The 25,127-nt window shown below is 62.4% G+C and carries 23 protein-coding genes; 7 read left to right on the top strand and 16 right to left on the bottom strand.

The genetic code is table 11. The annotated features are described in order from the left end of the window. Positions 1–35: 35 nt before the first annotated feature. Positions 36–758 carry an OmpW family protein gene (locus M0D67_RS23405; protein WP_154560942.1) on the top strand — a complete coding sequence of 241 codons (723 nt, stop codon included), beginning with the start codon at positions 36–38 and terminating at the stop codon, positions 756–758. A gap of 304 nt (positions 759–1,062) precedes the next feature. Beyond that, positions 1,063–1,443 carry a YqjD family protein gene (locus M0D67_RS23410; RefSeq protein ID WP_154560940.1) on the top strand — a complete coding sequence of 127 codons (381 nt, stop codon included), beginning with the start codon at positions 1,063–1,065 and terminating at the stop codon, positions 1,441–1,443. Between the two features lie 97 nt (positions 1,444–1,540). Here M0D67_RS23410 and M0D67_RS23415 read toward each other — a convergent pair whose 3' ends face one another. The 7 genes from M0D67_RS23415 to pilM all read right to left on the bottom strand — a co-directional run bounded on the left by M0D67_RS23415 (position 1,541) and on the right by pilM (position 8,995). Continuing rightward, positions 1,541–2,743: a deoxyguanosinetriphosphate triphosphohydrolase gene (locus tag M0D67_RS23415; protein WP_171926357.1), complete on the bottom strand. Its 1,203-nt coding sequence runs from the start codon at positions 2,741–2,743 to the stop codon at positions 1,541–1,543. A 77-nt stretch (positions 2,744–2,820) separates the two neighbouring features. After that, entirely contained in the window at positions 2,821–3,906 is a 1,086-nt protein-coding gene (gene aroB / locus M0D67_RS23420) for a 3-dehydroquinate synthase (RefSeq protein ID WP_266239766.1), read from the bottom strand. After that, positions 3,906–4,457, bottom strand: a complete 552-nt coding sequence (locus tag M0D67_RS23425; RefSeq protein ID WP_154560936.1) for a shikimate kinase — start codon at positions 4,455–4,457, stop codon at positions 3,906–3,908. Before M0D67_RS23425 ends, aroB begins: the two co-directional genes overlap by 1 nt. A gap of 107 nt (positions 4,458–4,564) precedes the next feature. After that, positions 4,565–6,181, bottom strand: a complete 1,617-nt coding sequence (gene pilQ / locus M0D67_RS23430; protein ID WP_266239768.1) for a type IV pilus secretin PilQ — start codon at positions 6,179–6,181, stop codon at positions 4,565–4,567. A gap of 176 nt (positions 6,182–6,357) precedes the next feature. Continuing rightward, positions 6,358–7,281: a hypothetical protein gene (locus tag M0D67_RS23435; protein WP_171926356.1), complete on the bottom strand. Its 924-nt coding sequence runs from the start codon at positions 7,279–7,281 to the stop codon at positions 6,358–6,360. Then, positions 7,278–8,003 (bottom strand): fimbrial assembly protein, encoded by a 726-nt coding sequence (locus M0D67_RS23440; protein WP_171926393.1) that lies wholly within the window; start codon positions 8,001–8,003, stop codon positions 7,278–7,280. The genes M0D67_RS23435 and M0D67_RS23440 overlap by 4 nt, the downstream gene beginning before the upstream one ends. Next, a complete protein-coding gene (gene pilM, locus M0D67_RS23445; protein WP_171926355.1) occupies positions 8,003–8,995 on the bottom strand; it encodes a type IV pilus biogenesis protein PilM in 993 nt (330 codons plus the stop codon). The genes M0D67_RS23440 and pilM overlap by 1 nt, the downstream gene beginning before the upstream one ends. A 253-nt stretch (positions 8,996–9,248) precedes the next feature. Here pilM and M0D67_RS23450 point away from each other — a divergent pair, with 253 nt between their 5' ends. After that, entirely contained in the window at positions 9,249–11,648 is a 2,400-nt protein-coding gene (locus M0D67_RS23450) for a penicillin-binding protein 1A (protein ID WP_171926354.1), read from the top strand. Between the two features lie 79 nt (positions 11,649–11,727). Here M0D67_RS23450 and cyaY read toward each other — a convergent pair whose 3' ends face one another. Continuing rightward, on the bottom strand, positions 11,728–12,045 hold the full coding sequence (gene cyaY / locus M0D67_RS23455) for an iron donor protein CyaY (RefSeq protein ID WP_054036574.1): 318 nt from the start codon (positions 12,043–12,045) through the stop codon (positions 11,728–11,730). 35 nt (positions 12,046–12,080) lie between these two features. Between cyaY and M0D67_RS23460 the strand changes: the two genes are divergently transcribed. Further along, a complete protein-coding gene (locus tag M0D67_RS23460; protein ID WP_154560930.1) occupies positions 12,081–12,416 on the top strand; it encodes a lipoprotein in 336 nt (111 codons plus the stop codon). Positions 12,417–12,425: 9 nt separating this feature from the next. Continuing rightward, positions 12,426–13,688 (top strand): diaminopimelate decarboxylase, encoded by a 1,263-nt coding sequence (gene lysA / locus M0D67_RS23465; protein WP_266239769.1) that lies wholly within the window; start codon positions 12,426–12,428, stop codon positions 13,686–13,688. An 82-nt stretch (positions 13,689–13,770) separates the two neighbouring features. On the opposite strand, the gene msrQ is transcribed toward lysA, so the two are convergent. The 5 genes from msrQ to M0D67_RS23490 all read right to left on the bottom strand — a co-directional run bounded on the left by msrQ (position 13,771) and on the right by M0D67_RS23490 (position 19,885). After that, positions 13,771–14,472 carry a protein-methionine-sulfoxide reductase heme-binding subunit MsrQ gene (msrQ, locus tag M0D67_RS23470; RefSeq protein WP_093643389.1) on the bottom strand — a complete coding sequence of 234 codons (702 nt, stop codon included), beginning with the start codon at positions 14,470–14,472 and terminating at the stop codon, positions 13,771–13,773. 11 nt (positions 14,473–14,483) lie between these two features. Next, positions 14,484–15,479, bottom strand: coding sequence for a protein-methionine-sulfoxide reductase catalytic subunit MsrP (gene msrP / locus M0D67_RS23475; RefSeq protein ID WP_171926351.1), 996 nt, complete (start codon positions 15,477–15,479; stop codon positions 14,484–14,486). Between the two features lie 199 nt (positions 15,480–15,678). Next, the gene (gene ccsB / locus M0D67_RS23480) at positions 15,679–16,890 is read right to left on the bottom strand and encodes a c-type cytochrome biogenesis protein CcsB (RefSeq protein WP_171926350.1); all 1,212 of its coding nucleotides are present in this window, start codon (positions 16,888–16,890) and stop codon (positions 15,679–15,681) included. 4 nt (positions 16,891–16,894) lie between these two features. Continuing rightward, positions 16,895–19,117 (bottom strand): cytochrome c biogenesis protein ResB, encoded by a 2,223-nt coding sequence (locus tag M0D67_RS23485; protein ID WP_266239771.1) that lies wholly within the window; start codon positions 19,115–19,117, stop codon positions 16,895–16,897. A 114-nt stretch (positions 19,118–19,231) separates the two neighbouring features. Beyond that, on the bottom strand, positions 19,232–19,885 hold the full coding sequence (locus tag M0D67_RS23490; RefSeq protein ID WP_154567036.1) for a cytochrome c: 654 nt from the start codon (positions 19,883–19,885) through the stop codon (positions 19,232–19,234). 216 nt (positions 19,886–20,101) lie between these two features. On the opposite strand from M0D67_RS23490, the gene yihA reads away from it, so the two are divergent. Both yihA and hemB read left to right on the top strand, forming a co-directional pair. Continuing rightward, positions 20,102–20,755: a ribosome biogenesis GTP-binding protein YihA/YsxC gene (gene yihA / locus M0D67_RS23495; protein ID WP_171926348.1), complete on the top strand. Its 654-nt coding sequence runs from the start codon at positions 20,102–20,104 to the stop codon at positions 20,753–20,755. Between the two features lie 251 nt (positions 20,756–21,006). Next, entirely contained in the window at positions 21,007–22,005 is a 999-nt protein-coding gene (gene hemB, locus M0D67_RS23500; RefSeq protein ID WP_093643376.1) for a porphobilinogen synthase, read from the top strand. Positions 22,006–22,152: 147 nt separating this feature from the next. Here the strand turns inward: hemB and dsbD are convergent, their stop codons facing one another. The 3 genes from dsbD to rplQ form a co-directional block, all read right to left on the bottom strand. Next, positions 22,153–24,054, bottom strand: coding sequence for a protein-disulfide reductase DsbD (gene dsbD / locus M0D67_RS23505; RefSeq protein ID WP_266239772.1), 1,902 nt, complete (start codon positions 24,052–24,054; stop codon positions 22,153–22,155). Next, complete coding sequence (cutA, locus tag M0D67_RS23510; protein ID WP_266239790.1) at positions 24,047–24,373, bottom strand: divalent-cation tolerance protein CutA; 327 nt, start codon at positions 24,371–24,373, stop codon at positions 24,047–24,049. Before cutA ends, dsbD begins: the two co-directional genes overlap by 8 nt. Positions 24,374–24,569: 196 nt before the next feature. Beyond that, positions 24,570–24,962 carry a 50S ribosomal protein L17 gene (gene rplQ / locus M0D67_RS23515; protein WP_006052227.1) on the bottom strand — a complete coding sequence of 131 codons (393 nt, stop codon included), beginning with the start codon at positions 24,960–24,962 and terminating at the stop codon, positions 24,570–24,572. Positions 24,963–25,127: the final 165 nt, after the last annotated feature.

Here is a 25,127-nt window from a genome sequence, read left to right on the forward strand (position 1 = left end):
GTCATAATGAGCGGGCCTTTTTTGGAGGAGCACATATGAAATTAAAACAGGCCATAACGGGGATCGCGGCGCTCGCCTGCATGACGGCAGCTCACGCGCAATCGGCCGGCAGTTTTTACGCTACGACGGGGTGGTTCCATTTCGCCCCTCAAGACAGTAGCGATCCTTTGAAAGAAACAAGCGTCGGCGGGACACCCGTCAACATCTCAGTACCCGGCACAGGCGCTGGCATCGACAGCTCCGACACCCTCGGCTTAAGCCTAGGCTACTTTGTCACCGATCACATCTCCGCGGAAGCCGAAATTGGCATTCCGCCGAAATTCAACCTGCTAGGCACAGGCACCTTCGGGCAATTCGGTACGCTCGGCTCCGCGAAGCAATGGAGTCCTGCTCTCCTGTTCAAATACTACTTCAACGACGCCACCGCGGCGTTCCGACCGTATGCCGGGCTCGGCGTCACGTACGTCTGGTTCACGGACGCGAAGATCACCAACACTGCGTTTGAACAAGGCGTACTGCATGGTCCGACCTCGGTATCGACGGATCGTTCCTGGGCACCGGTGTTTAATCTCGGTTTCAACTATGCGTTCACCAAACACTGGTTCGCAGGCCTCTCCGTCTCATACATACCGCTCAGCGTAACCGCGAAACTGACCTCGAACGCTGCGACTCCGGTTGGCAACCTGACCGTGACGTCCGAGGCAAAAATCAGACTCAACCCGATCGTTACTTTCGCGAAGATAGGTTACGTCTTCTAGGGAGGCAGGCTGTGCCTGCATGGATCGAACCGTCGCGAACAGTCCGCACCTCGGCCAAACGCCGTCACACACGTGACGGCGTTTTTGATTCTATGCCTCTGTCACCTATTTTGGTAAATGCCGGATGCGTTGTAATTTTGACCACCGATCGACCTTTCCAGTGCAATTTCTGCCGCCAGCAACCGTCGGCACGTGTGTGATGACCTCGCTGGAACACCGCGCAGCCTTTGGCATCGAAGTTGCGTGACGCCATGTTTCGCATGAGTATGCGGAGACTTTTATCATCCTCATCGACGGAGCGACCATGACAACACTTCCGAACACGCGAGACGCCCTCGGCGAATCCTGGACCACCACGAGCCGCCGTGCGCGGCGTATTGCTCGCCGTAGCCGCCATGCGGCCGCAGATATCGCAGGTGAACTGCGCACGCTGATGTCGGAACTCGAATCCACCTTGGCGGACGGCACCCAGGCCGACGCGGTGGCGCTGCGCAGCAAACTGCACAAGCAGCTCGGCGCAGCACGCGAGCGCCTGAACGACACCCGTGAAGCCATGCGCGAACGCGCTGAAGTGGCGATTGCCGATGCCGACGACTACGTGCATGAAAACCCTTGGCAGACAATTGCAATCGTCGGCGGCGTTGCGCTGATTGCCGGCGCGCTGTTCGCGTCGCGGCTGCGGTAGGCGGGATGTTGCAACGAGCAGCGAGACGGGCCGACTCCCACTGGTAGCCTTACCTGCCGGCGGACTTCTTGCACCGACACCCGTCGGCGGGGCCCGTTCAGTTGTCGTCGATCACGAACAGCCGCTGATACTCCTTCACCGCGTATCGATCCGTCATGCCCGCGATGTAATGGGCGATCAGGCGCGGTTGCTGCGACGCGTCCGTCGATTGATAACCGGGTGGCAATAGCCGCGAATCTTCGGTGAACGCATCGAACAGACCGGCCACCACGCGACGCGCCTTGTTGGCCATGCGCATCACGCGATAGTGGCGGTACAGGTTTTTGAACAGAAACCGCTTGAGCGCCGCCGCCTGCGCGGCGATCGCTTCACTATGCGCGACCAGCGGCGGTGCGGCGCGCACTGCGTCCAGCGAGACTGGCGCGTGCCTTGCAAGATTGAGCGAGGTCGTATCGATCAGGTCGACGATTAACGTATTGATGATGCGGCGCACCGTCTCGTGAATCAGCCGGCGCCCTTCGATCTGCGGAAAGTCGCCACGCGCCGCCACGTAGTGCGTCTGCCATAACTCGACTTCGGCAAGCTGCTCCACCGTGAGCAAGCCTGAGCGCAAGCCGTCGTCGACATCGTGGTTGTTGTACGCAATCTCATCGGCGACATTGGCGATCTGCGCTTCGATGGAAGGCTGCCGCCCCTCCAGAAAGCGCTCGCCGAGCGCGCCGAGCCGCCGCGCGTTCTCACGCGAGCAGTGCTTGAGAATACCCTCCCGCGTTTCGAAGCAGAGATTCAGGCCGTTGAACGCGCCGTAGTGCTCCTCCAGATCGTCGACCACCGCGAGGCTTTGCAGGTTGTGCTCGAAGCCGCCATGCTCGCGCATACATTCGTTCAGCGCATCCTGGCCCGCATGGCCGAACGGCGTATGACCGAGATCGTGCGCAAGCGAAATGGCTTCGACGAGGTCTTCATTGACGCGCAGGTTGCGAGCCACCGAACGGGCAATCTGCGCGACTTCCAGGCTATGCGTGAGTCGCGTGCGAAACAGATCGCCTTCGTGATTCACGAATACCTGAGTTTTGTATTCAAGCCGGCGGAACGCCGTCGAATGGACAATGCGGTCGCGATCGCGCTGGAATTCGGTGCGCGCGCTTGGCGCGGCTTCGGGATAGTGGCGGCCGCGCGACTGCGCGGAATGCGCTGCATACGGCGCGAGATGCGCTTCGAGTGCCTCCTGCGAAGGCACGCCGCTCACCGGCGTGCCTGCGGGGTCATGCTTTACATCGTCGCTGCGCCTGTCAGTCACCGGATTCTCCGAAACATGGGCGGCGCCTCGTGACGCTGGTGCGTGTTGCCTTGCTGCTAAGCCTCTGCCGAGTCGGTTTAGACGGCGGCGACCAGCGTGGCATGCACCTCGGCGTCGGGCGCCTGGGTGATCAGCGTCTCACCGAAACGCTTCAGCAGAATGAATTTGATCGCGCCGGCTTCCGCCTTCTTGTCGACCCGCATGAGGTCGACATAACGCGACTCGCCGAGCGCAGGCGCCCGGGTGGGTAGATGCGCGGCAACGATCACATCGACCAGACGCTTGCGCGCCGCTTCGTCGAGATAACCCATGCGCACGGACAGGTCCGCCGCCATCACCATCCCGCAGCCGACCGCCTCGCCGTGCAGCCATTCGCCGTAGCCGAGTCCGGCTTCGATCGCATGGCCGAACGTGTGGCCGAAATTGAGAATCGCGCGCAGCCCGCCTTCGCGCTCGTCCTGCGCCACGACCGAAGCCTTGATCTCACACGAGCGCTTGACCGCCCCGGCCAGCACTTCGGGCTCGCAGCGATTGAGCGCCTCGATGTTCGCTTCGATCCAGCCGAAGAAACCGGCGTCGGCAATCGCGCCGGTCTTGATCACTTCGGCGACGCCCGCGGCCAGTTCGCGCGCCGGCAGCGTGCGCAGCGCGCCGATGTCGGCGATCACGGCCTGCGGCTGATAGAACGCGCCGATCATATTCTTGCCGAGCGGGTGGTTGATGCCCGTCTTGCCGCCCACCGACGAATCCACCTGCGATAACAACGTAGTCGGCACCTGGATGAACGGCACGCCGCGCATGTAGCAGGCCGCGGCAAACCCCGTCATGTCGCCGATCACGCCGCCGCCCAAGGCAATCAGCGTGGTCTTGCGATCGGCGCGCGAGCCCAGCAGCGCGTCGAAAATCAGGTTCAGGGTTTCGAGGTTCTTGTACGCTTCGCCGTCGGGCAAAACGACCGTGGAGACCTGCTTGCCGAGCGGCGCCAGCGCGGCGCGCAGCTTGTCGCCGTAAAGCGGGTCGACCGTGGTATTCGTGACGATCGTGACCGAACTGCCGGCGATATGCGGCGCGAACAACGCGGTCTGGCCGATGAGATCGGCACCGATATGGATGGGGTAGGCGCGCTCGCCCAGTTCGACATTGACGGTAATCATACGGTCCATTATGACGCAGGATGTTTGGCGACGCCGGCCATCTCGAGCTGCATCAGAACCATGTTGACGAGTCCGTTGACCGAAGGCCGGCCAGTTTCGATCACGAAGTGCGCACATTCCCGGTATAGCGGATCGCGCACTTCGTAGAGCGCCTCGAGGCGCGCTTTGGGGTCTTCAGTCTGCAAAAGCGGGCGATTCTTGTCGCGCCGGGTGCGCAGCCACAGATCGTGCGGATTGGCGCGCAAATAGATCACCACGCCCCGATTTTGCAGCGCTTCGCGGTTTTCCGGCCGCAGCACCGCGCCGCCGCCTGTGGCCAGCACGATATTTTCGCGCCCGGTCAGGTCGGAAATCACGTGCGCTTCGCGATCGCGAAAGCCCGCTTCGCCTTCCAGTTCGAAGATCACCGGGATGCGCGCGCCCGTACGCGCCTCGATTTCATGGTCGGAATCGAAGAACGGGCGATCGAGACGGCGCGCAATGGCCCGGCCCACGGTGGTTTTGCCTGCCCCCATGAGCCCTACAAAAAATACATTGGCGTGTGCGTCCCGCGCTTGCAACGGTGTCCCTCTGGCTAATCCGGTATGGTTCGTGCCGCAGCTTACTGGCAAAGCGGCTGCCTTGTCGAGCCTGCAGGCCGCCGCTGGAAAGCGGCGGCAGCGTGCCCCTAATTTGTCTGAACGACGCGCGGCGTGATGAAAACTGCCAGTTCACTGCGCTGGTCCCGATGGGCCCGATGGCGGAAAAGCGCGCCTAAAACCGGTATTTTGCCCAGGACCGGCACCCGCGTCACATCGTCCCGGTTGTCGGTCGCGTAAATTCCGCCGATCGACACCGTACCACCATCTTCGACTTCGACGCGCGTTTGCACGTGTTTGGTGTTGATCGCGGGCCCGGCGTCGGTCTGCTCGCCGACGCTGTCCTTGGCGACGTCGAGGTCCAGCACCACTCTGCCGTCCGGCATGATTTGCGGCTCGACCTCCAGTTTGAGCGTAGCGCGGCGAAACTGCACGCCCGACACGCCCTGCCCCACTTTCGCCTGATAGGGCAATTCGGTGCCTTGCTCGACGACCGCTTTCATCCGGTCCGCCGTCACGACCCGGGGGCTCGAGACGATTTCGCCGCGCCCTTCGGCCTCCAGCGCGCTCAGCTCGATGTTCAGGAGTCGCGTCGCCCGGGCTGCGAACAAGGTCAGCCCGGCGGTGGCGGCGTCGAACCCGGAAATCGGCCGCGCCGACAGATCGTACACGGTGCCGTCCGTGCCGCCCGTCAAGCCTCTGGCGGTGCCGTCGGCGTTGGCGGCCGCCATGGAGAGCCGCACACCGAGATTGCGCGAAAAACCATGCTCACCCTCGACGATACGCGCCTCGATCAATACCTGACGGGTTGGCCGGTCGACGGACGCAAGCAACGCCGTGATTTGCGCGAGGCGTCCTTCGAGATCGGTGACGAACAACAGGTTGGTGCGCGGATCGGCAGTCGCGGCACCGCGTTTGGACAGCACGCGCTGGTTTCCGGCACCGGTCAGCAAGCGCCGCACGTCTTCGGCCCGAGCGTAGTGCAGCTCGAACGTGCGGCTTGCGAGCGGCTCAAGGTCAGCGGCTCTCGCGTGCGCTTCGAAACGCTGCCGTTCGCGCGCAGCCAGATCCGCGATCGGCGCGACCCAGATCACGTTGCCGTGGCGCTCCATGGCGAGCCCGTTGACGTCGAGCAAGGTATCGAACGCGGTGCGCCACGGCACCTTGTCGAGTCGCAGGGATACGGCGCCACGCACTCTCTCGCTCGCGACGATGTTCAGGCCGGTGAACTGGGCGAACGCGTTAAGCACCGCGCCGAGTTCCGCGCGCTGGAAGTTAAGCGAAATCGGTTTGTCGTCGGCGGCGAGTTTGGCGTCTGCCGGCGTTTTCGGTGCGTCGCTCAGGCGCGCAAGCGGAGGCAGCGGCACAGGCGGCCCCTCGAGCGCCGAGGTTCCAGTGGCGTCGTTGTACGCCGACGCCGCGGATTGCCTCCGTAGCGGCACTGAACCGTCTGCGTCGCCGGCCAGGTCGTCGGCGCGTCCGATGTCAGCGGTTGCCGCCGCTCGGGATACGCCAGAGTCAGCGACGGAGTCGTCCACGGAATTGTCGCGGAACGGGTTGGGTACTTCGGCAGCGGTGCCGCGTGGTAACGGCGGCACGTCGTATCGAGCATCGGGCGGCGCAATGGCGTCGTCGAGCGGCATGTATGCGGGCAGCGGCGGCAACGGTGGGGTTGAAGCGTGCGCGATGCCGAGGCTTATCGCCATGCATGCGACCAGGCCGCGAAGCAGGCCGCAAAGCGAATTGTGAATCGAGCTGCGAGCCACGTTGCGAACCGGGCCCCCACACATCCTTCCAGGCAAGCCGCGACACACGCCAGAACCAAACCACACACGAACGCCGACACGCGACTCTGCGTGACCGAACGGCTTCATCAGCCTCATCAGGATGTCTCCGTCAGTGCCAGCGTGCGTGTCGCGCCGCCATTGGCCAGCGTGATGCTAAGCGCGTCGAGCCGCGTGACGCGCTCGGTACCGAGTTGCTGCCCGGACACGACCGTGGTCGCGCCATCCGGCGTATCGAGCAAGGCGAGTCCGCGTGTGCGATCGTGCAGCAAGCCGACCAGGCGCAATTGCGAAGCATCAGGCGGCGGCTCACCGGATGCGAGCATCTGTGGAAGCGAGAACGGATCGAAGAACACGATGTTTTCTTCGTCATCCGAATCTAGGCTTTCGTCGGCAAACGCGTCCGCGGTCGCAGTCGAAGGCAGCGGCCTCAGCGCGCTGAATACGTGCAGCGTTGCCCTCACCGCTAACGAATCGGCATCGCGCTTGACCGTCACGTCGACGGGCACGATCAGCACCGGCAGATCCGATAGGCCGCGCAGAAATGCCATCAGGTGGACGAAATCTGTGTGCGCGGTGAACTGTACAGGGCGCATGCTTTCGACACCTGAGCCGCTGGCGGCGCCCGGTTCCACCGAGAGCAACGAGACGCTATTTTGCGCCGCGAGTTCGGATACGATCCGCACGTCGTCCGCGGAGGTCCATGACGCAGGCAACTGTGCGCCCGGCATGGCGGCAACTTCCCGACGCAGCGCAGGCAATTGCGTCAGCGCACGGTGCGCGTCTGCGAGATGCCGCGTGGCCGCCTCCAATGCCGTACGGCTCGCCTCGACCCCGCCGAGATCGGCCACAACCCAGCCATGCGTGCCAAGTCCGAACACCACCGCGGCGATCAGCAATGCAACCGCCCAACGGCGCCGGCGACTCCAGGCAGCGAGCGGCACACGTGCGCGCTTCATCCACTGGGAAAAAGCGGGCCGCGCGCTTGCCGCGCCGCCGAACCCGACAAAAGTCGTACTCATTTCGTATCTCCTGATTGTTCAGATTTCATCTGACGTTGCGCGGCCAGACCCGACGTATAGGCCGTTTTCTTCGGCGGGTCGCCCCAGCGCAGATGCGCTCCGAATTCGATCGGGCCGGTCACGCTGGCCGCCGCCACCGGACTGCTGCGTGGCGCCGAGCGACGCAGATCGCTCACCTCGGCGCCCTTCACGCCGCGGATCGCACTCAAGCGTTTGAGCCACTCGGCCGATGCGATATGTCCGCGCGAGGTCGCGAGCAACTCCGTCTCATGCTCGCGCTGCCGCATCTGCTGCAACACCACGCCGTCACCTGGTTCAAAACTCAATGCATCCAGCAAATCGCGCAAATGCGTAAGCGGCTCGGACAGGTTCATCGCACGCGCCGCGCCTTTGCGCTGTTCGTCCTGCACCCGCAGCAATCTGGCGTGCTCGGCGAGCGGTTCGGCCAGCTGCGCGAGCGATTGTTCGATCGACGCGCGCCGCGCATCCAGCCGCGCCCTTTCGAATGCCTGCCATCCGACTAACGCGAACACGGCCGCAAAGCCGGCGAGCGCGGCGGCAAACCATTCGAGCAAACGCCGCCGGCGCGCGAGGCGAGCGTTGCGTTGCCTGTACGGCAGCAGATTGAAGCCGCCGAGCCACGGCCGTGCGAAGCGCGCGCCACGCGTAGAGGCCCGCGTGTCCGGGCCCGCCGGATCCAAACGGGTCTGCAGGCCGCGCATCATTCGAGCACTCCGCGCAACGCAAGTCCGAATGCGACCGCGGCGGCAGGCTCGTGCAACAGCGGATCGTGCAGTTGACGCGCACGCCCACCCAGCGCCGCACACTCGAACGGCAGCACAGTGCAGCCCAACACGTCGGCGATATCCGCAATCGAGAAACCCACGCTGTCGAGCAGATCGACCTCGCCGCTCAACAACGCACAATCGAGTACCGGGCCGTGGACGAGATCACGCAACGCGTCGGCGAGATCGGCGTGTTCGGGCGCCGGGTAGCGCATTTCGCCGACCAGGCAGTCGTCGACGATGCGCCAGCCATACACGCCGTCCGTGCCGATCCAGAGCGCGACATAGGGCTCGTGCGGATCGAGTTCGTGACTCGCCGCGTAGCGCATTGCACGCAAAGCCGCGTGCGGCTCGCCATCGATCGCGGTGAGCGAGATGCCGGCGGTCGCTGCGCATTCGATACGCGCTTCGAGATGCTGGCGCGCGGTTGCGGCGATCGTCACCGAACGGATCGGCGAACGCGTTTCGTCGACGAACCAGTCGACAGCCAACGCATGCCGCTCGAGGCCTGCGATGCGCTCGACTTCGTTCATCACCGCCGGCTCGAGTTCGGCAAGTTCATGCCCGCCGTCTCCCACGCAACCGGCGAGCGCGGCTAGCCGTGTGAGCGGCACGGTAGTGGTCAACGTGGCCGAGGCAGGCAGCGCCATCGCGCAGCGCAATGCATGCGTCGCACACACGCGCGGCAGCCCCGCGAATGCGTCGCGCAACGCACGCGCCACCGCATGCCGGTCGGCGATCTCTGTGCCGGCCATTGCGCCTGCGCCGAGCGGCACAGTGCTCGCATGTTCGATATGCAGCGCGGCACGTGCGCGCGAATGCTGACTCACCACGACCAGCCGCACGGACTGCGAACCCACATCGATTCCCGCAGCAAAACGCTGCGCACCGAGTTGCACACCTTGAAGCCACGAACTTTTGAACGTCATCACGCCCTCCCTCAGACTCACGCGACGAACCATTCGAACGCGAGTAGCGAGGGAGGATTGTGCTTAGCCGCGTCGCCGCGCGACACTCAGCCGAATGGCTAACGTTGCGCGACGCGCGCGCTCTCTGCCATCAAAGCGGCTACAGTGAAGTCATTCCCGCGCGGTGTGCAGACTTGTCAAGAACTGTCAGTAAGCATGCCGAAAGCTGAAAAGCGAGGCGGCTATAATCGCGGGACTGTTTTTTGGTGCCCATATGCAATCCACGTCTCCTACGTCTCCGCCGCCCGCGCCGCAGAAGCGCAAACGCCCCTTGTGGCTCAAGCTCATCATCGGCTTTGTGGGTCTGATCGTTGCAGGCATCCTGTGCGTGCTGCTGGTGCTCGGTTATGCGCTGGTGGTAGCAACGCCGAACCTGCCGTCGCTCGATGCGCTGACCGACTACCGGCCGAAGGTGCCATTGCGCATCTATACGGCTGACCACGTGCTGATCGGCGAATTCGGTGAAGAGCGGCGCGACATCGTCCATATCCAGGACGTGCCCGATAGCCTGAAGAAAGCCGTGCTGGCAATCGAAGACGCGCGCTTCTACGATCACGGCGGCGTCGACCTCACAGGCATCGCGCGAGCCGGCTTCGTCGCACTGACCAACGGCCACGCCACGCAAGGCGCCAGCACGATCACCATGCAGGTGGCGCGCAACTTCTTCCTGTCGAGTGAAAAGACCTACACGCGCAAGATCTACGAGATGCTGCTCGCGTACAAAATCGAGTCGAAGCTGTCGAAAGATCAGATTCTCGAGGTGTACATGAATCAGATCTATCTCGGTCAGCGCGCGTATGGCTTCGCGAGCGCGGCGCGGGTGTACTTCGGGAAAGATCTGAAGGACCTGACCCTGGCGGAATCCGCCATGCTGGCGGGTTTGCCGAAGGCGCCGTCCGCGTATAACCCGGTGGTCAATCCGAAGCGCGCGAAGATCCGCCAGGAGTACATCCTGCAGCGCATGTACGAACTGCACTACATCACTCAGGAACAATACGACGAGGCAAGCAGGCAGCCGCTGATCGTCAAGGGCGCGGGCAAGGAATTCAGCGTGCACGCGGAGTACGTCGCGGAAATGGTGCGGCAGATGATGTACGCGCAGTATCGCGAAGAGGCGTACACGCGCGGCCTGAACGTCGTGACCACCATCGACTCGGCCGATCAGGACGTCGCTTACCGGGCGCTACGCAAAGGTCTGATGGACTACGAACGGCGCCACGGCTATCGCGGGCCCGAAGCCTTCATCGATTTGCCGTCCGATGCGGACGACCGCGAACAGGCCATCGACGACGCGTTGCTCGAACATCCCGACAACGGTGAAATCATCGCCGCGGTGGTCACGGCAGCGAGCCCGAAGCAGGTGCAGGCCACTTTCATCGACGGCAACGTCGCGACCATTCAGGGCGACGGCCTGCGCTTCGCGCAGTTCGCGCTCGGTACGCGCGCGCAGCCGAATCAACGCGTGCGGCCCGGCGCGATCATTCGCGTCGTGAAGGATGACGACGGCAACTGGTCGATCACGCAGTTGCCGCAAGTGGAAGGCGCGTTCGTTTCAGTGATCCCGCAAGACGGAGCGATTCGCGCGCTGGTCGGCGGTTTCGACTTCAACAAGAACAAGTTCAACCACGTGACCCAGGCATGGCGCCAGCCGGGTTCGAGCTTCAAACCGTTCATCTATTCGGCCTCGCTCGAAAAGGGACTCGGACCGGCCACCGTGATCAACGATGCACCGCTCTTTTTCAGCGCTGCGGAGACGGGCGGCCAGGCGTGGGAGCCGAAGAACTACGGCGGCGGTTTCGATGGTCCGATGACCATGCGCACCGCGCTGCAGAAGTCGAAGAACCTCGTGTCGATTCGCATTCTGAACCACATCGGCACCAAGTACGCGCAGCAATACATCACGCGTTTCGGCTTCGACGCGGATCGCCACCCGGCTTATCTGCCGATGGCGCTCGGCGCGGGACTCGTTACCCCCTTGCAGATGGCTGGCGCATTCTCGGTGTTTGCTAACGGCGGCTATCGCATCAACCCGTATCTGATCGCGGAAGTCACCGATCAGCGCGGCATCGTCGTGGCGCACGCGCAACCGCTGGTCGCCGAGCAGAGTGCGCCGCACGCAATCGAACCACGCAACGCGTATGTGATGAACAGCCTGCTGCAAAGCGTCGCGCAACGTGGCACGGGCGCGAAGAGCAACGTGCTGAAGCGTACCGATCTCGGCGGCAAGACCGGCACGACCAACGATTCGCGCGATGCGTGGTTCGCCGGCTATCAGCACACGCTTACGGCCATCGCGTGGATAGGCTACGACAACCCGCGCAGTCTCGGCGATAAGGAAACGGGGGGCGGCCTCGCGTTGCCGGTGTGGATCGAATACATGGCGCGCGCCCTCAAAGGCGTGCCGGACTACAAGATGCCGATGCCCGACGACGTGACCGAGCTCGGTTCAGAACTGTATTTCGACGATTTCACGCCAGGCCACGGTTTCGTCTCGACGGTCGGTATCAGCCAGGCAGCGCTGGATGCCGAGGCGAGCGGCGCGTCCGCGGCCGCGCCCGAGCAAGTCGGCGAACAGGAAAAGCAGGACATCATGAATCTGTTCCGCGGGCACTAAAGACGCGCTCAGAAGAGGCGGCAACGTCCGCCAGAAAAAAACCGCCGCGCTCGATGCGCGGCGGTTTTTATCAAGCGCTTTACGCTTCGAAGTGAACCGGCTCGCCGGCCTGCTGCGTCGCGTACTCCGACAGCGCAGCAAAAAACTCCGTGCCGCTGCGCGTGTCGCGCCATTCACCGTCGATGAAACGGAAGTGGAAACCACCCGCTTTCGCGGCGATCCAGATCTCGCTCATCGGCGGCTGCAGGTTGACGATGATCTTCGTGCGGTTCTCGAATTCGAGGGTCAGGACATTGCCGCTGCGCTCGAGTTCGATGTCGGCTTCCGTGTCGTCGAGCGCGCGTTCGATGGCGGCTAGCGCGGCTTCCGCGCGGGTCAGGTAATCACTATCGGACATGCTAAACTCCATCGATTATTTATTCAGGGACAGTCATGCGAGTCGTATCTCGGATGCGCGCGGCGGCGCCCGGCCGCGCGATTGTAGCGGGTTTAGCCATTCTCGCAGGTTGTGCACTTGCCGGCTGCGGGCAACGCGGTTCGCTCTATTTGCCCACCGTGCCGCCGCTACCGGCCAAGCCGATCGATCGCACGCAACCGCCGTCGCCGGATGAAGTGAAATCGGGTGTGGGAACCCCCTCCCCGATGGGTGACGTACCGGATACTTCTGGCGCACCGCTCTCGTTGTCGCCGGAAAGCGAACTCGCCGCACCTCCCGCATCTGCTGCGACGCCAGCGCAGCCTGCTTCCGCCGTCACTCCCGCTCAATAAGACTTTCGCATGACTCGATCCGCATTTGACTACGTCGACGGCGTGTTGCACGCCGAGGGCGTGTCCGCCGCCTCACTCGCCGAACAGTTCGGCACGCCGCTGTACGTCTATTCGCGCGCTGCACTCACCGAAGCGTGGAATGCCTACGCAGGCGCTTGCGCCGGCCGCCGTGCGACCGTGCACGTCGCCGTCAAGGCCAATAGCAATCTCGCGGTGCTGAACGTATTCGCGCGCCTTGGCGCGGGCTTCGACATCGTGTCGGGCGGTGAGCTGGCGCGCGTGCTGGCCGCTGGCGGCAAAGCGGAAAACACCGTGTTTTCCGGCGTCGGCAAGCATGCGGACGAGATGCGTCAGGCGCTCGCGGCCGGCGTCAAGTGCTTCAACGTCGAATCGATTCCCGAGCTCGACCGCCTGAATGCGGTGGCGGCGGAAATGGGCAAAAAGGCCCCCGTCTCGCTGCGCGTGAATCCTGACGTCGACGCGAAAACGCATCCATATATTTCCACCGGCCTGAAGTCGAACAAATTCGGTGTCGCGTTCGAAGATGCACGCGCTACGTATCGCGCCGCCGCGGCAATGACGCATCTCGACGTGGTCGGCATCGACTGCCATATCGGCTCGCAGATCACTGAAGTCGCACCGTATCTGGACGCAGTCGACAAGGTTCTCGAACTGGTCGAACAGATCGAGCAGGACGGCGTGAAGATTCGCCACATCGACGTAGGTGGTGGTCTCGGCATCACGTACGACGACGAAACGCCGCCGGAAATCGGCGACTTCGTGCGCACCGTGCTGGATCGCATCGAAGCGCGCGGTCATGGGCATCGTGAAGTGTATTTCGAGCCGGGCCGTTCGCTGGTCGGCAATGCGGGTGTACTGCTCACACGCGTCGAGTTTCTGAAGCCTGGCGCGGAAAAGAACTTCGCCATCGTCGACGCGGCGATGACCGATCTCGCGCGCCCGGCGATGTACGAGGCGTATCACGCGATCGAGGCTGTCGTTAAGCGCGACGTGCCCGCCCACGTGTACGACGTGGTCGGCCCGGTTTGCGAAAGCGGCGATTGGCTGGGTCGTGAGCGTCTGCTGGCGGTCGAGCCGGGCGATCTGCTGGCGATTCGCTCGGCTGGCGCCTATGGCTTTGTGATGAGCTCGAACTACAACACCCGTCCGCGTGCGGCCGAGGTGATGGTTGATGGTACACAAGCGTATGTGGTCCGCGCACGTGAAGAGGTAAAGCAGCTGTTTGCGGGCGAGACAATCTTGCCGGCGTAAACGTCAAAGCCTGGAGCCCCTCAATAAAAAAGGCGAAGCCACTGCGGCATCGCCTTTTTTATTTGCGCGCCGCACCCGATGCTCAGCGTGTCTTTACCCTCCGCTCGCGCAGCCATACGAGCAAACGCCACCCCAGCAACGCGACCATGATCGCACCGTAGATCTTCGGCAAGATCAGGTCGTGCTTACCCGCCTTCATCCACCAGAAGTGCAGGATCGCGAGCCCGCCGATCGCATAGATCGCGCGATGCAATGTCTGCCAGCGGCGTCCGAGTTTGCGCACCATCGCGCGCGGCGACGTAACGGCCAACGCGATCAGCAGCACGAACGCCGCGAAACCCACAGTGATGAAAGGCCGCTTGCCGATGTCCTTGAGAATCGCGGCAACGTCGAACCACTTGTCGAACCACAGGTATGTGGTGAAGTGCAGCGTCGCGTAGAAGAATGCATAGAGACCTAGCATCCGGCGAAACCTGGCCATTGCAGTGATGCCGGTCAGTCGACGCAACGGCGTCACCGCCAGCGTGATGCAAAGAAAGACGAGCGTCCACAGGCCCGTCGAGCGCGTGATGAACTCGATCGGATTCGCGCCCAGCCGATCGGTCACGCCGAACAGCACGATGCGCGCAAGTGGATACCACGCCGCAATGAACACCACGATTTTCGCGGGTACGATCCAGCGCGCACCGGTGGCGGGCCGCTTTGTCGTCGCTGACGCCGGCGCTTTGGTACGCGGCGTTGTTCGCGAGGTCTCGGCAACAGGTTGCGTGTCGGAGGAAGCCATGATGACGCCGCTCAAAAGTTTTTCTTCAGGTCCATGCCCTGATACAGCGACGCGACCTGATCGCCGTAGCCGTTGAACATCAACGTCTTGCGCTTGGGCGTGAAGAAACCATCTTCGCCGATGCGCCGCTCGGTGGCCTGGCTCCAGCGCGGGTGATCGACGTTCGGATTCACGTTCGAATAGAAACCGTATTCGTTCGACGCATACGTGTTCCAGCTGGTCGGCGGCTGCTTGTCGAGGAAGCGGATTTTCACCAGCGACTTCGCGCTCTTGAAGCCGTACTTCCACGGCACCACGACACGGATCGGCGCACCGTTCTGATTCGGCAGCACCTGGCCGTAGAGACCCATCGTCAGGAACGTCAGCGGGTTCATTGCTTCGTCCATTCGCAGACCTTCGGTGTACGGCCAGTCGAGTACCGGCGTCGACAGACCAGGCATTTGCGACGGATCAGCGAGCGTGATGAATTGCACGTATTTGGCGTTGCCGGTCGGCTGCGCGCGCTTGATCAACTCCGCGAGCGGCACGCCAATCCACGGAATCACCATCGACCAGCCTTCGACACAGCGCAACCGATACACGCGTTCCTCGAGCGGCGCGAGCTTCAGCAATTCGTCGATGTCGTACACCTTCGGATTCTTGATTTCGCCCTCGACGCTCACCTTCCACGGATGCGGACGCAAGGTGCCGGCGTTGTGCGCGGGATCCGCCTTGTCAGTGCCGAACTCGTAGTAGTTGTTGTACGTGGTGATGTCCTTGTACGGCGTGATCTTGTCGGGCGCGACGAACTTCGGGTTGGTCTTCGCCATGAGCTTCTGCGCCTTCGGATCCGGCGACGAATACGCGGCTAGCGCTTCGCCATTTACGCCGATCAGACTACCGAGCGCCAACGCACCCGCTGCCTGCAACACACGCCGCCGGTTCTCGAAGACATGCTGAGGCGTGATTTCGCTGCGTGCGATGTCATCGCCGACGAGTTGAGTTCTATCGCTTCGCTTGATCCACATCGTGCTGCTCCTTGCCGGCCCATCGGGTTGTCTATCTTACGGGGCCATATTGATGAATCGGCTCGTTTAGCCACTCGCCCAGCCATCCTTGGGTGCTGATCTAACAAACACACTGGATGCTGCAAATATTCCGCCGGACGTAAAAAAACCGCCGGTGCGAAGCACTCGGCGGTTTTTAGTCGGCTCAGAACGGCCGATCTTACAGCTTGCCGTAGCTATGCAGCCCCGACAGGAACATGTTGACGCCGAGGAACGCGAAGGTCGTCACCAGCAGGCCAGTCAGTGCCCACCATGCCGCCACCGCGCCGCGCAGGCCCTTCATGAGGCGCATATGCAGCCAGGCCGCGTAGTTCAGCCACACGATCAGCGCCCACGTTTCCTTCGGGTCCCAGCTCCAGTAGCCGCCCCACGCTTCCGCGGCCCACAACGCGCCGAGGATCGTCGCGATCGTGAAGAACGCGAAGCCGACGGCGATCGACTTGTACATCAGGTCGTCGAGCACATCGAGCGGCGGCAGACGGTCTGCCAGCACGCCGCGCTCTTTCGCGAGATACGCGACCGCGACCATTGCCGACAGCGCGAAACTGCCATAGCCGATGAAGTTGGCCGGCACGTGGATCTTCATCCACCAGCTCTGCAGCGCCGGCACGAGTGGCTGGATCTGCTGGGCGTCACGCGCGACCGAGTACCACATCAGGAAACCGACCGCCGCGCTGATCACCAGCAGCACGAATGCGCCGAGCGCACGCGTGTTGTAGTGCTGCTCGTAGTACAGATAGAACAGCGCGGTGATCAGGCTGAACAGCACGAACACTTCGTACAGGTTCGAGATTGGAATATGGCCGACATCCGCGCCGATCAGGTACGACTCGTACCAGCGCACCATCAGACCGACAAAGCCCATCACCACCGCGGCCCACGTCATTTTCGAACCGATCGCGGCACCGGTCGGCGAGCGCGACAGCAGGCCGATCCAGTAGAAGACGGTGGCGAAGACGAAGAGCGCGCTCATCCACAGAATCGCGGACTGGCTCGACAGGAAATACTTAAGGAAGAACGCGCTATCCGCGCGCGACAGATCGCCCTGATAGATCTGGATTGCCAGCAACGACAGCGCGGCAATGCCCACCATCAGCGGACGCACCGGCTTCCAGCGCCAGCCGAGTACGACGAACACCGGCACGGCCAGGCACAGCACCAGTTTGTCGTAGTAGTTCATGAACGGGTGATAGCGCGATAGCGCAAACCCCGCGCCCGCGACCATCACGACGGCGAACAGCCAGTCGACGATGCCGAGCCGTTTCAGAAACGGCCGCTCGTCATACTCAGCAACGTTGAGTGCCTCGTTCGCGAACGACTTCTGCGGCCGCGAGGGTGAAGAGGAGGATGAAGAAACCTGAGTCAAGTCCATGATCTTACCGGGTCGAATCTTGTGAGCGTGCGGACGGCGCGCCGGCATGGCCGGGTTTGTCGGAGGCGTCGGCGGCGTCGGATGCTTCAGTGAGTTTGGCGCCCAACGCGGCGCCCACAGCGTCGCGCGTTTGAACGAACTCCTTTTCGAAATCGAGCGTTTTGCGCGCGCTCGACATCGCCATCACGACATTCGTGCCGTGATCGGTATCTTTGAGCCAGAACCAGAGGCGCCGTTCGCGGACGTAGAACATCGAAAAGATGCCCAACACGAGGAGCAGGCTGCCAAGATACACGACTTTTTTGCCCGGCGCGCGCGTCAACTGAAATACCGAAGCTTGCACCTGCTTGAATGAGTCAAGCTGCAAATAGACCGGCGAACCATACAGAAAGCTGTCGGATATCGCATTGATCGAACTCTGAACGAAGCGGCTGGCGTCCGCATTGGCCTGCGCGTCCGGCTCGCCCAGCTGCTCACGCGACAGTTGCCACAGGTCCCACGTCGCGCCTTCCAGCATGCGCAGCAGCAGGCCCGCGGCTTTTTCCTGCTCGCCCTTCGGCACCGAATGGTCGATGAACCCGGCGACCGCCTGGAAGCCGCCGACCGTCTGGCCGTTCGGCATCTTGATACCGTTGTCCGCACCCGCAAACAGGGTCAGGACACGCAACGCGCTTTCTTCCAGGTGCTGTTGCAGTTCGGTATTCGAACCCGGCACCGAGCGCAGCGCGAAACGGTGAGCGGCCGTCGCGCGCATGGCCGGATTTTCAAGCGTGGCGCGCAGGTTCATCCATTCCTTGACGGTCCCACGGGTGTCGGCGGGAATCCGCAGGTAGCGGAAGGGATCGTCCGGATTCAGGCGCATGCCGGCGAGGAACATCTTTTCGCCCGCGACGTCCACCGGCAGCATGTAGTTGTTGTACTCGCGCGCCTGGCCGTCCTTGTCGCGCACCTTGTACTGCACCGACGGACCGACGTTATGCAGATCGAGCGGCTTCGAGCTCTTGGCACCGGAGCCGAGACGCTCGTCAAACGCTTCTTTCAGCGACCGATGCGCGGCAACGCCACGTGCATCGTTCTGGCCGCTGCCATTGGAGACGTTTTCGACGTTGATCGCGCGGAAATCGGTGAATTCGACGGTCTGGCCGTCAGCCAGCGGCGTGGCCGTGCCCAACGGCGCGTTGCCGCCGATCGTGCCGCCGAACGGCGCGGTCTTCGCACTCGCACCGGACATCGGGTACGCGGTCATTTGCATCTGCGAGCCGCCGTCCTGGAAGCTCGACTGATAGATCGACACGCCGTCGTAGGTGAACGGCTTGTTCACTTCGACGCGTGCCGGCACGCGTGCGCCCGTCTTATGGTCGACCACGACGATGTCGCTCGCAAACAGCTTCGGCATGCCCGTTGAGTAGTAGTCGACGATGAACTTGTTCAGCTCGATCGAGAACGGCAGGTCCTGGATCAGCGAGCCGTCCGGCTGGTTAAGGATCGCCGTCGACACATGCTGCCCTTCCGGCACCCACGCATAGCCGCGAAAAGTCGGGTTCGATTGCGACAGACGATGTTCCGGCGGAATGTCGTTGATCACCGTGTTGGCGCGGATCGGCGACTTGTCGAACAGCCACATTTGCAGCTTGATCGGCAGATTGCTGTCGAGCAGGCCGCCCAGACAGATCACCACAATCGCAATGTGCGCCGAGATGTAGCCGAACTTGGTCAGCGCGCCGCGCTTCGCTGCGATCAGCGTTGCACCGTCCGACTCACGTGTGACGAACTTGTAGCCGAGCTTGGCCGAGAGTTTGGCGAGTACCGCCGCGGTCTGCGCGCGCTTGCCGTGCACCGCGAACTCGCCCTTATGATGGAACGCGCGCAAGCTGCCTTCGCGGACCTTGTCTTTCCAGCTCTTGGCGTCCGCGACCATTTTCGGCGCATTGCGGATCACGCACAGCGACACCGACACCATCAGGAAGCCGAGAATCAGCATGAACCACCACGAGCTGTACACCGTGTACAGGCTCAGCGAGCGGAAGATGTCCGCCCAGAACGGGCCGAACTGATTGACGTAGTTGGGATACGGATCGTCCTGCGTGAGGACGGTGCCGATAATACTGGCGATCGACAGGATCACGAGCAACGAGATCGCGAAGCGCATCGAACTCAATACCTCGATGATGCTGCGCGTGAAGCGATTGCCCGACTTCGACTGCAAACCCGACGTGGTGAAGCTCATTCATACTCCGACTGAACAGCAAAAAAGGGTGAAGGGCTGTCGTAGACACGACACCCTCACCCTTTTCTTGTTTTGTACCGGCCTCGCCGGGCCGGTTGCTTGCGTGCGGACTTCTTAGTGCAAGCCCGCGATGTAATCGGCTACAGCCTTGATCTCGCTGTCCGACAGACGCGATCCGACTGCGTGCATCGCCTCATTGTTGTTACGTGCGCCCGAGCCCTGCGTGAACGCGGTCAACTGCGCCACCGTGTATTCGGCCCACTGCCCCGACAGACGCGGATACTGCGACGGAATCCCCTGACCGGTCGGTCCGTGGCAACTCGCGCACGCCGGTACTCCCTTGTCCGCAATCCCACCGCGATAAATCTTCTGACCGAGCGGGACGGTGTCCTTGCTATGCGCGTAACCTGGTTTCGGGGTCTGCGTCGAGAAATAAGCCGCCACGTTGACCACGTCCTGATCGGACAGCGCCGCGGCCATGCCCGCCATGATCGCATTGTTGCGCGCGGGCTGCTTGGCCCCCGGCTGCGTTTTGAAATCCATCAGTTGCTTGACGAGATACTCGGGATGCTGACCTGCCAGCTTCGGATACGCACCACCAGCACTGTTGCCGTCTGCACCGTGACATGACGCGCAAACCTGCACTGCGATTGCCTGCCCCCGATTGACGTCCGGCTTTGCCGGATCTGCTGCTCGTGCCTGAATTGCCAAACCTGAAAGACCTGCCGCTACTTGAAGCACCATCAGAGTCTTGCACAGTCGATTCATTCGCACACCCTGTCTCGTCTTGTGGGATTTTAGAGGTTTTGCAAGATACGACAGCGACTGAGTGACCGCAAAGAGCCGCCAAGGCACGCGGGCTGGCCCCCTCAGGTTTTCAGTAAACCATCGTATTGTACAATAACTCGCTAATCGCTAAGACGCCAGTCGGGCTTGACCCGTCCCCACTCCGGGTTCCCCGGCGTCTCGAATACCGGCCTGATCATGTCCTTCCTGCTCCACCAATCCCGCTTTTTCACGACCGTCAATCACTTACGTGATCTGCCGGCCACCGCGCAACCCGAGATCTGCTTTGCGGGACGCTCGAATGCGGGCAAGTCCACGGCCATCAATATTCTGTGCAATCAGAAGCGTCTGGCGTTCGCCAGTAAGACGCCTGGCCGCACCCAGCACATCAATTATTTCTCGGTGGGCAAGGAGGACGAGCCGACCGCGCACCTGGTCGACCTGCCGGGCTACGGTTATGCGGAAGTGCCGGGCGCGGCCAAGGCCCACTGGGAAGCGCTGCTCTCCACCTACCTGCAGTCGCGCTCGCAACTGCGCGGCATGATCCTGATGATGGACTCGCGCCGCCCGTTGACGGATCTGGACCGGCGGATGATCGAGTGGTTCGCGCCGACCGGCAAGCCGATCCACACGCTGCTGACGAAGTGCGACAAATTGACGCGTCAGGAAAGCGTCAACGCCTTGCGCGCAACGCAGAAAGGTTTGGCCGAATATCGCGCCGCCGGCTACCAGGGCGAATTGACCGCACAGTTGTTCTCGGCGCTCAAGCGCGTCGGCATCGACGAAGCGCACGAACTGATCGAAAGCTGGCTGATCCCCGAGGCTAAGGGCGAAGCAGACGCGCCGCAGTAATCTCGCGGCGGGTACGAGCCCAGGCAAAAAACGCCATTCAGGCCGCCCATAAAAAAACCCGCCGCTTTAACGGCGGGTCAAACAGCCTAATCGAAAAAACGACAGGCACCCGCTCAGGGAGGAGAAGCGGGGAGGTCAGCGCAGGGCGCCTTGCTCGATCGGTATGATATACCATTGTCTCGAAAAGTTTCCGGGAGCGGAGGCAGGCGCTACTTGTCCACTCCACACATCCACGTTTCTTCGATTCGGTTATGAGCTTCTTTCCGCACTACCGTCCGCGCCGCATGCGCCGTGACGACTTCTCGCGCCGTCTGATGCGAGAAAACATCCTTACCACCAACGATCTGATCTATCCCGTGTTTATCGTCGAAGGCACCAACGTGCGGCAAGCCGTACCGTCGATGCCGGGCGTCGAGCGAGTGTCGGTGGATCTGCTGATGGGCGTGGCCGAGCAATGTGTCGAGCTGGGCGTGCCGGTACTGGCGCTCTTTCCGGCCATCGATCCTTCCTTGAAGACGCCTGATGGCCGCGAAGCGACCAACCCGGCTGGCCTGATTCCGCGCGCGGTTCGCGAACTGAAAAAGAACTTTCCCGACCTCGGCGTGCTGACCGACGTCGCGCTCGATCCGTACACGAGCCACGGCCAGGATGGCGTGCTGGACGAAGCGGGCTACGTGATCAACGACGAGACCGTCGAGATCCTCGTGGAACAGGCGCGTGTGCAAGCTGAAGCGGGCGTCGATATCGTTGCGCCCTCGGACATGATGGACGGCCGCATTGGCGCGATCCGCGAAATGCTCGAGAGCGAGGGACATATCCACACGCGCATCATGGCTTACGCGGCCAAGTTCGCGTCGGCGTTTTACGGCCCGTTCCGCGATGCCGTCGGTTCCGCGACGAACCTCGGCAAGGGCAACAAGATGACCTACCAGATGGATCCGGCCAATTCGGATGAAGCGCTGCGCGAAGTGCAAGCGGACATCGAAGAAGGCGCGGATATGGTGATGGTCAAACCCGGCATGCCGTATCTGGACATCGTGCGTCGTGTGAAGGACGAGTTCAAGTTTCCGACCTACGTGTATCAGGTCAGCGGTGAATACGCGATGCTGAAGGCGGCCGCGCAGAACGGCTGGCTCGATCACGACAAGGCGATGATGGAATCGCTGCTGGCGTTCAAGCGAGCAGGCGCGGATGGCGTGCTGACCTACTTCGCGCTAGATGCCGCGCGGATTTTGCGCTCACAGAAGTGATTTGACGTGTCGCTTTGCCGGCGGCGCTAGTCTTTGAAAGCGCCCCAAAAAAACGGAGGCCGACTTTTTAAGTCGTGCCTCCGTTTTTTTATGCGTGTTCTGGCGTGCGTCTTCTACGGGCGTGTCGGCGCGGGTTTCTTTGCCCGCTCAGGCGGGCGAGCTGCTTTGCGTTACGCCCCGGGGCGCGTTCGCACGATCGAGGGTGCGCAAAAACTTGTCCGCGGACTCGTAGCCGACGACGCGCAGCACTTCCTTGCCGCCCTGGTCGAAAAAGATGATGCCGGGCGGGCCGAACAGGCTGAAGCGCTTGAGCAGCATCTGATCGTCGGCGTTATTCGCGGTGACGTCGGCGCGCAGCAGGTTCATCTGCTTCAACTTCGCCTGAACGCGCGGATCGCTGAACGTGAACTTCTCCATCTCTTTGCAGCTCACGCACCAGTCTGCGTAAAAATCGAGCATAGCGGGCTGCGCAGCCGTTTTGACGGCCTCGTCGAGCTCGCTCGAGGAACGCACCGAAGCGAACGTCAGATCGCTCTGTGGCGCTGTATTCGGCTTGTTAGAGGTGTTTGCCACGCTTGCTTCCCCGCCCCCACGTGCGGCCAAGACCGCTAGCGGACGCAGCGGATCGGACGAACCAGCAGCAAGGCCGACCAGCAGCACCGCCGCCCAGATTGCCAGCGCTGCGCCAATACCACGGCCGAGCCGGCGCCACACCGAAGCGCCCGCCGTCGAGGCCGAGAAAAGACCAAGCCCGGCTGCAGCGATCAGCAACCACAGCGCGCTCAACAGCATGGTCGCGGTCGCACCAAGCACCGGCCAGACGATCCACAGGGCCGCCGCAAGCAACACTACGCCGAAAAACACCTTGACGCCGTCCATCCAAGCGCCGGCGCGCGGCAGCAAGGTACCAGCGCCAAGGCCGATAATCAGGAGCGGTACGCCGAGACCGAGTCCCATCGAGAACAGCGCCGCGCCGCCGAGCAACGCGTCGCCCGTATGCGCAATGAATGCCAGCACGGCAAAAAGCGGCGCGGTCATGCAGGCCCCGACCACCAGCGCGGACAGGGCACCCATTACCGCCACAGCGGCAAACTTGCCGCCGGAACGTCCGGTCGACGCGCGCGACACGCCGTCCTGCCAGCGCTGCGGCAACGCGACATCGAAGCCCGCGATCAGCGTCAAGGCGAAAACGGTCAGCAATACGCCGAACGTACCGAGCACCCACGGATTCTGCAGCCACGCACCAAGACTCTGCCCAACGAGCGCGGCCGCGATGCCAAGCGCCGTGTACACGAGCGCCATGCCGATCACATAGGCCAGCGACAAAGCAAAGCCGCGGGCGCGCGTCACCCGCGCGCCTTCGCCAATAATGATCGCCGACAGGATCGGGATCATCGGATACGAGCACGGCAGCAGGCTGAGCACGGCGCCGGCCAAGAAATAGAGCCCGATGATCGCGAAAAAGCCACCGCCTTGCAGCAGCGATTGCGCATAGTCGGCGCTGGTGGCGCGCTCATACCACGGCGCGCCGGCTGCTGCGGATTGCTGCGTAGAGCCGCCGGTAGCCGCCGCACTGCCGGCCGGCTGCAAAGCCTCGCCGCTCACGTGGTACACGCGCTCCATCGGCGGATAGCAGATGCCTGCATCGGCACAGCCCTGTGACGTGACCGTCAGGTCGAACGGGCCTTGGGCCTGTTTCACCGGGATGCGGATCGTCAGATCATTGCGATACGTCTCGACGTTCTTGTTAAAGGTCTGATCGAACTTGACATGACCGGCCGGCAATTGGGGCTCGCCAATCGCCGTCGTGCCGTTGCGGGTCGCGAACGCGAAGCGCTCACGGTACATGTAGTAACCGTCCGCGATCTTGTACGTGACGTCGACTTCGCCCGGTTTCTCGGTCGCGCTGAATTTGAAGGCGACGGCGGGATCGAGGAAGTCGTCCGCAGCGCGGGCAAGCGTGCCGAACTGCGCGAATATCAGGCAGCCGAACAGGAAGAAGACTACGCGCAACGCGTGACGCGCACGTCGATTTAGACCGTTAAACATGGAGAGGACGTTGGGTTTCAGCAGCAATCCACTGGCCGTACGCGACCGATGCCGTAGCTTGCCACGAGAGGATTTCCGGCGTGTCGTAGGGATGGTGGGCCTGAATGTACTGCTCGAGCTCGAGCGCGCGTGCCGCGCTGGTCTTGAACAGCAATTGGATCTCCTGCGTCGTTTCGACGGCGCCCTGCCAGTGATAGCTGGACTGCACAGTGCCCAACTGCGTGACGCAGGCGCATAGCCGCGCGGCCAACGCATCCGCGGCGAGCTTTTGAGCAATGGCAGCATCCGGTACCGTGGTCAGAATCAAGGTCACATTCAAGCTCACGCTCACGAAGGCTCCAGACAGACACGATTCAAGTGCCAATATCGTATCACCTAGCCTCGCGGTGCCGCAGACGCCCACGCAGCAAGCATGCGGCATTTGGCCGCCGCGATCGACATGCCGCAGTGAAATTCGCCGCTATAAACAAAAAAGCCAGGCTTGGCGCCTGGCTTTTTCTTCGATGCTAAAAAGCTTACTCAGCTTCTTGCACTTCAACTTCTTCAACTTCCGGACGGTCCAGCAATTCGACCAGTGCCATCGGTGCGTTGTCGCCGACGCGGAAGCCGAACTTCAGGACGCGCAGGTAGCCGCCCGGACGGGTAGCGTAACGCGGGCCGAGGACTTCGAACAGCTTCGTGACCGAGTCACGATCGCGCAGGCGGTTGAACGCCAGACGACGATTTGCCAGCGACGGCTTCTTGCCGAGCGTGATCAGCGGCTCGACGACTTTACGGAGTTCTTTCGCCTTCGGCAGCGTCGTCTTGATGACTTCGTGCTCGATCAACGAGTTGGACATGTTACGGAGCATTGCCAGACGGTGGCTGCTCGTGCGGTTCAGTTTCCGCAAACCATGACGGTGACGCATGTTAATTCCTTTGATTCAAAGTTTTGGTCCAGCTCTTCTATCGCGCTCGGTCTACCCTCGGTTTCCCAACGGTGGCGAGTGCACGGGCCGGTAGTGAAAAAAGCCAAGACGCGGATTTTAAAGGAAAATCCGCGTCTTTGCCAGTGCAGCGGCGGGGGTCTTATC

Source organism: Paraburkholderia sp. SECH4 (genome assembly GCF_030511745.1).
In the GTDB taxonomy this organism is placed as follows: domain Bacteria; phylum Pseudomonadota; class Gammaproteobacteria; order Burkholderiales; family Burkholderiaceae; genus Paraburkholderia; species Paraburkholderia madseniana.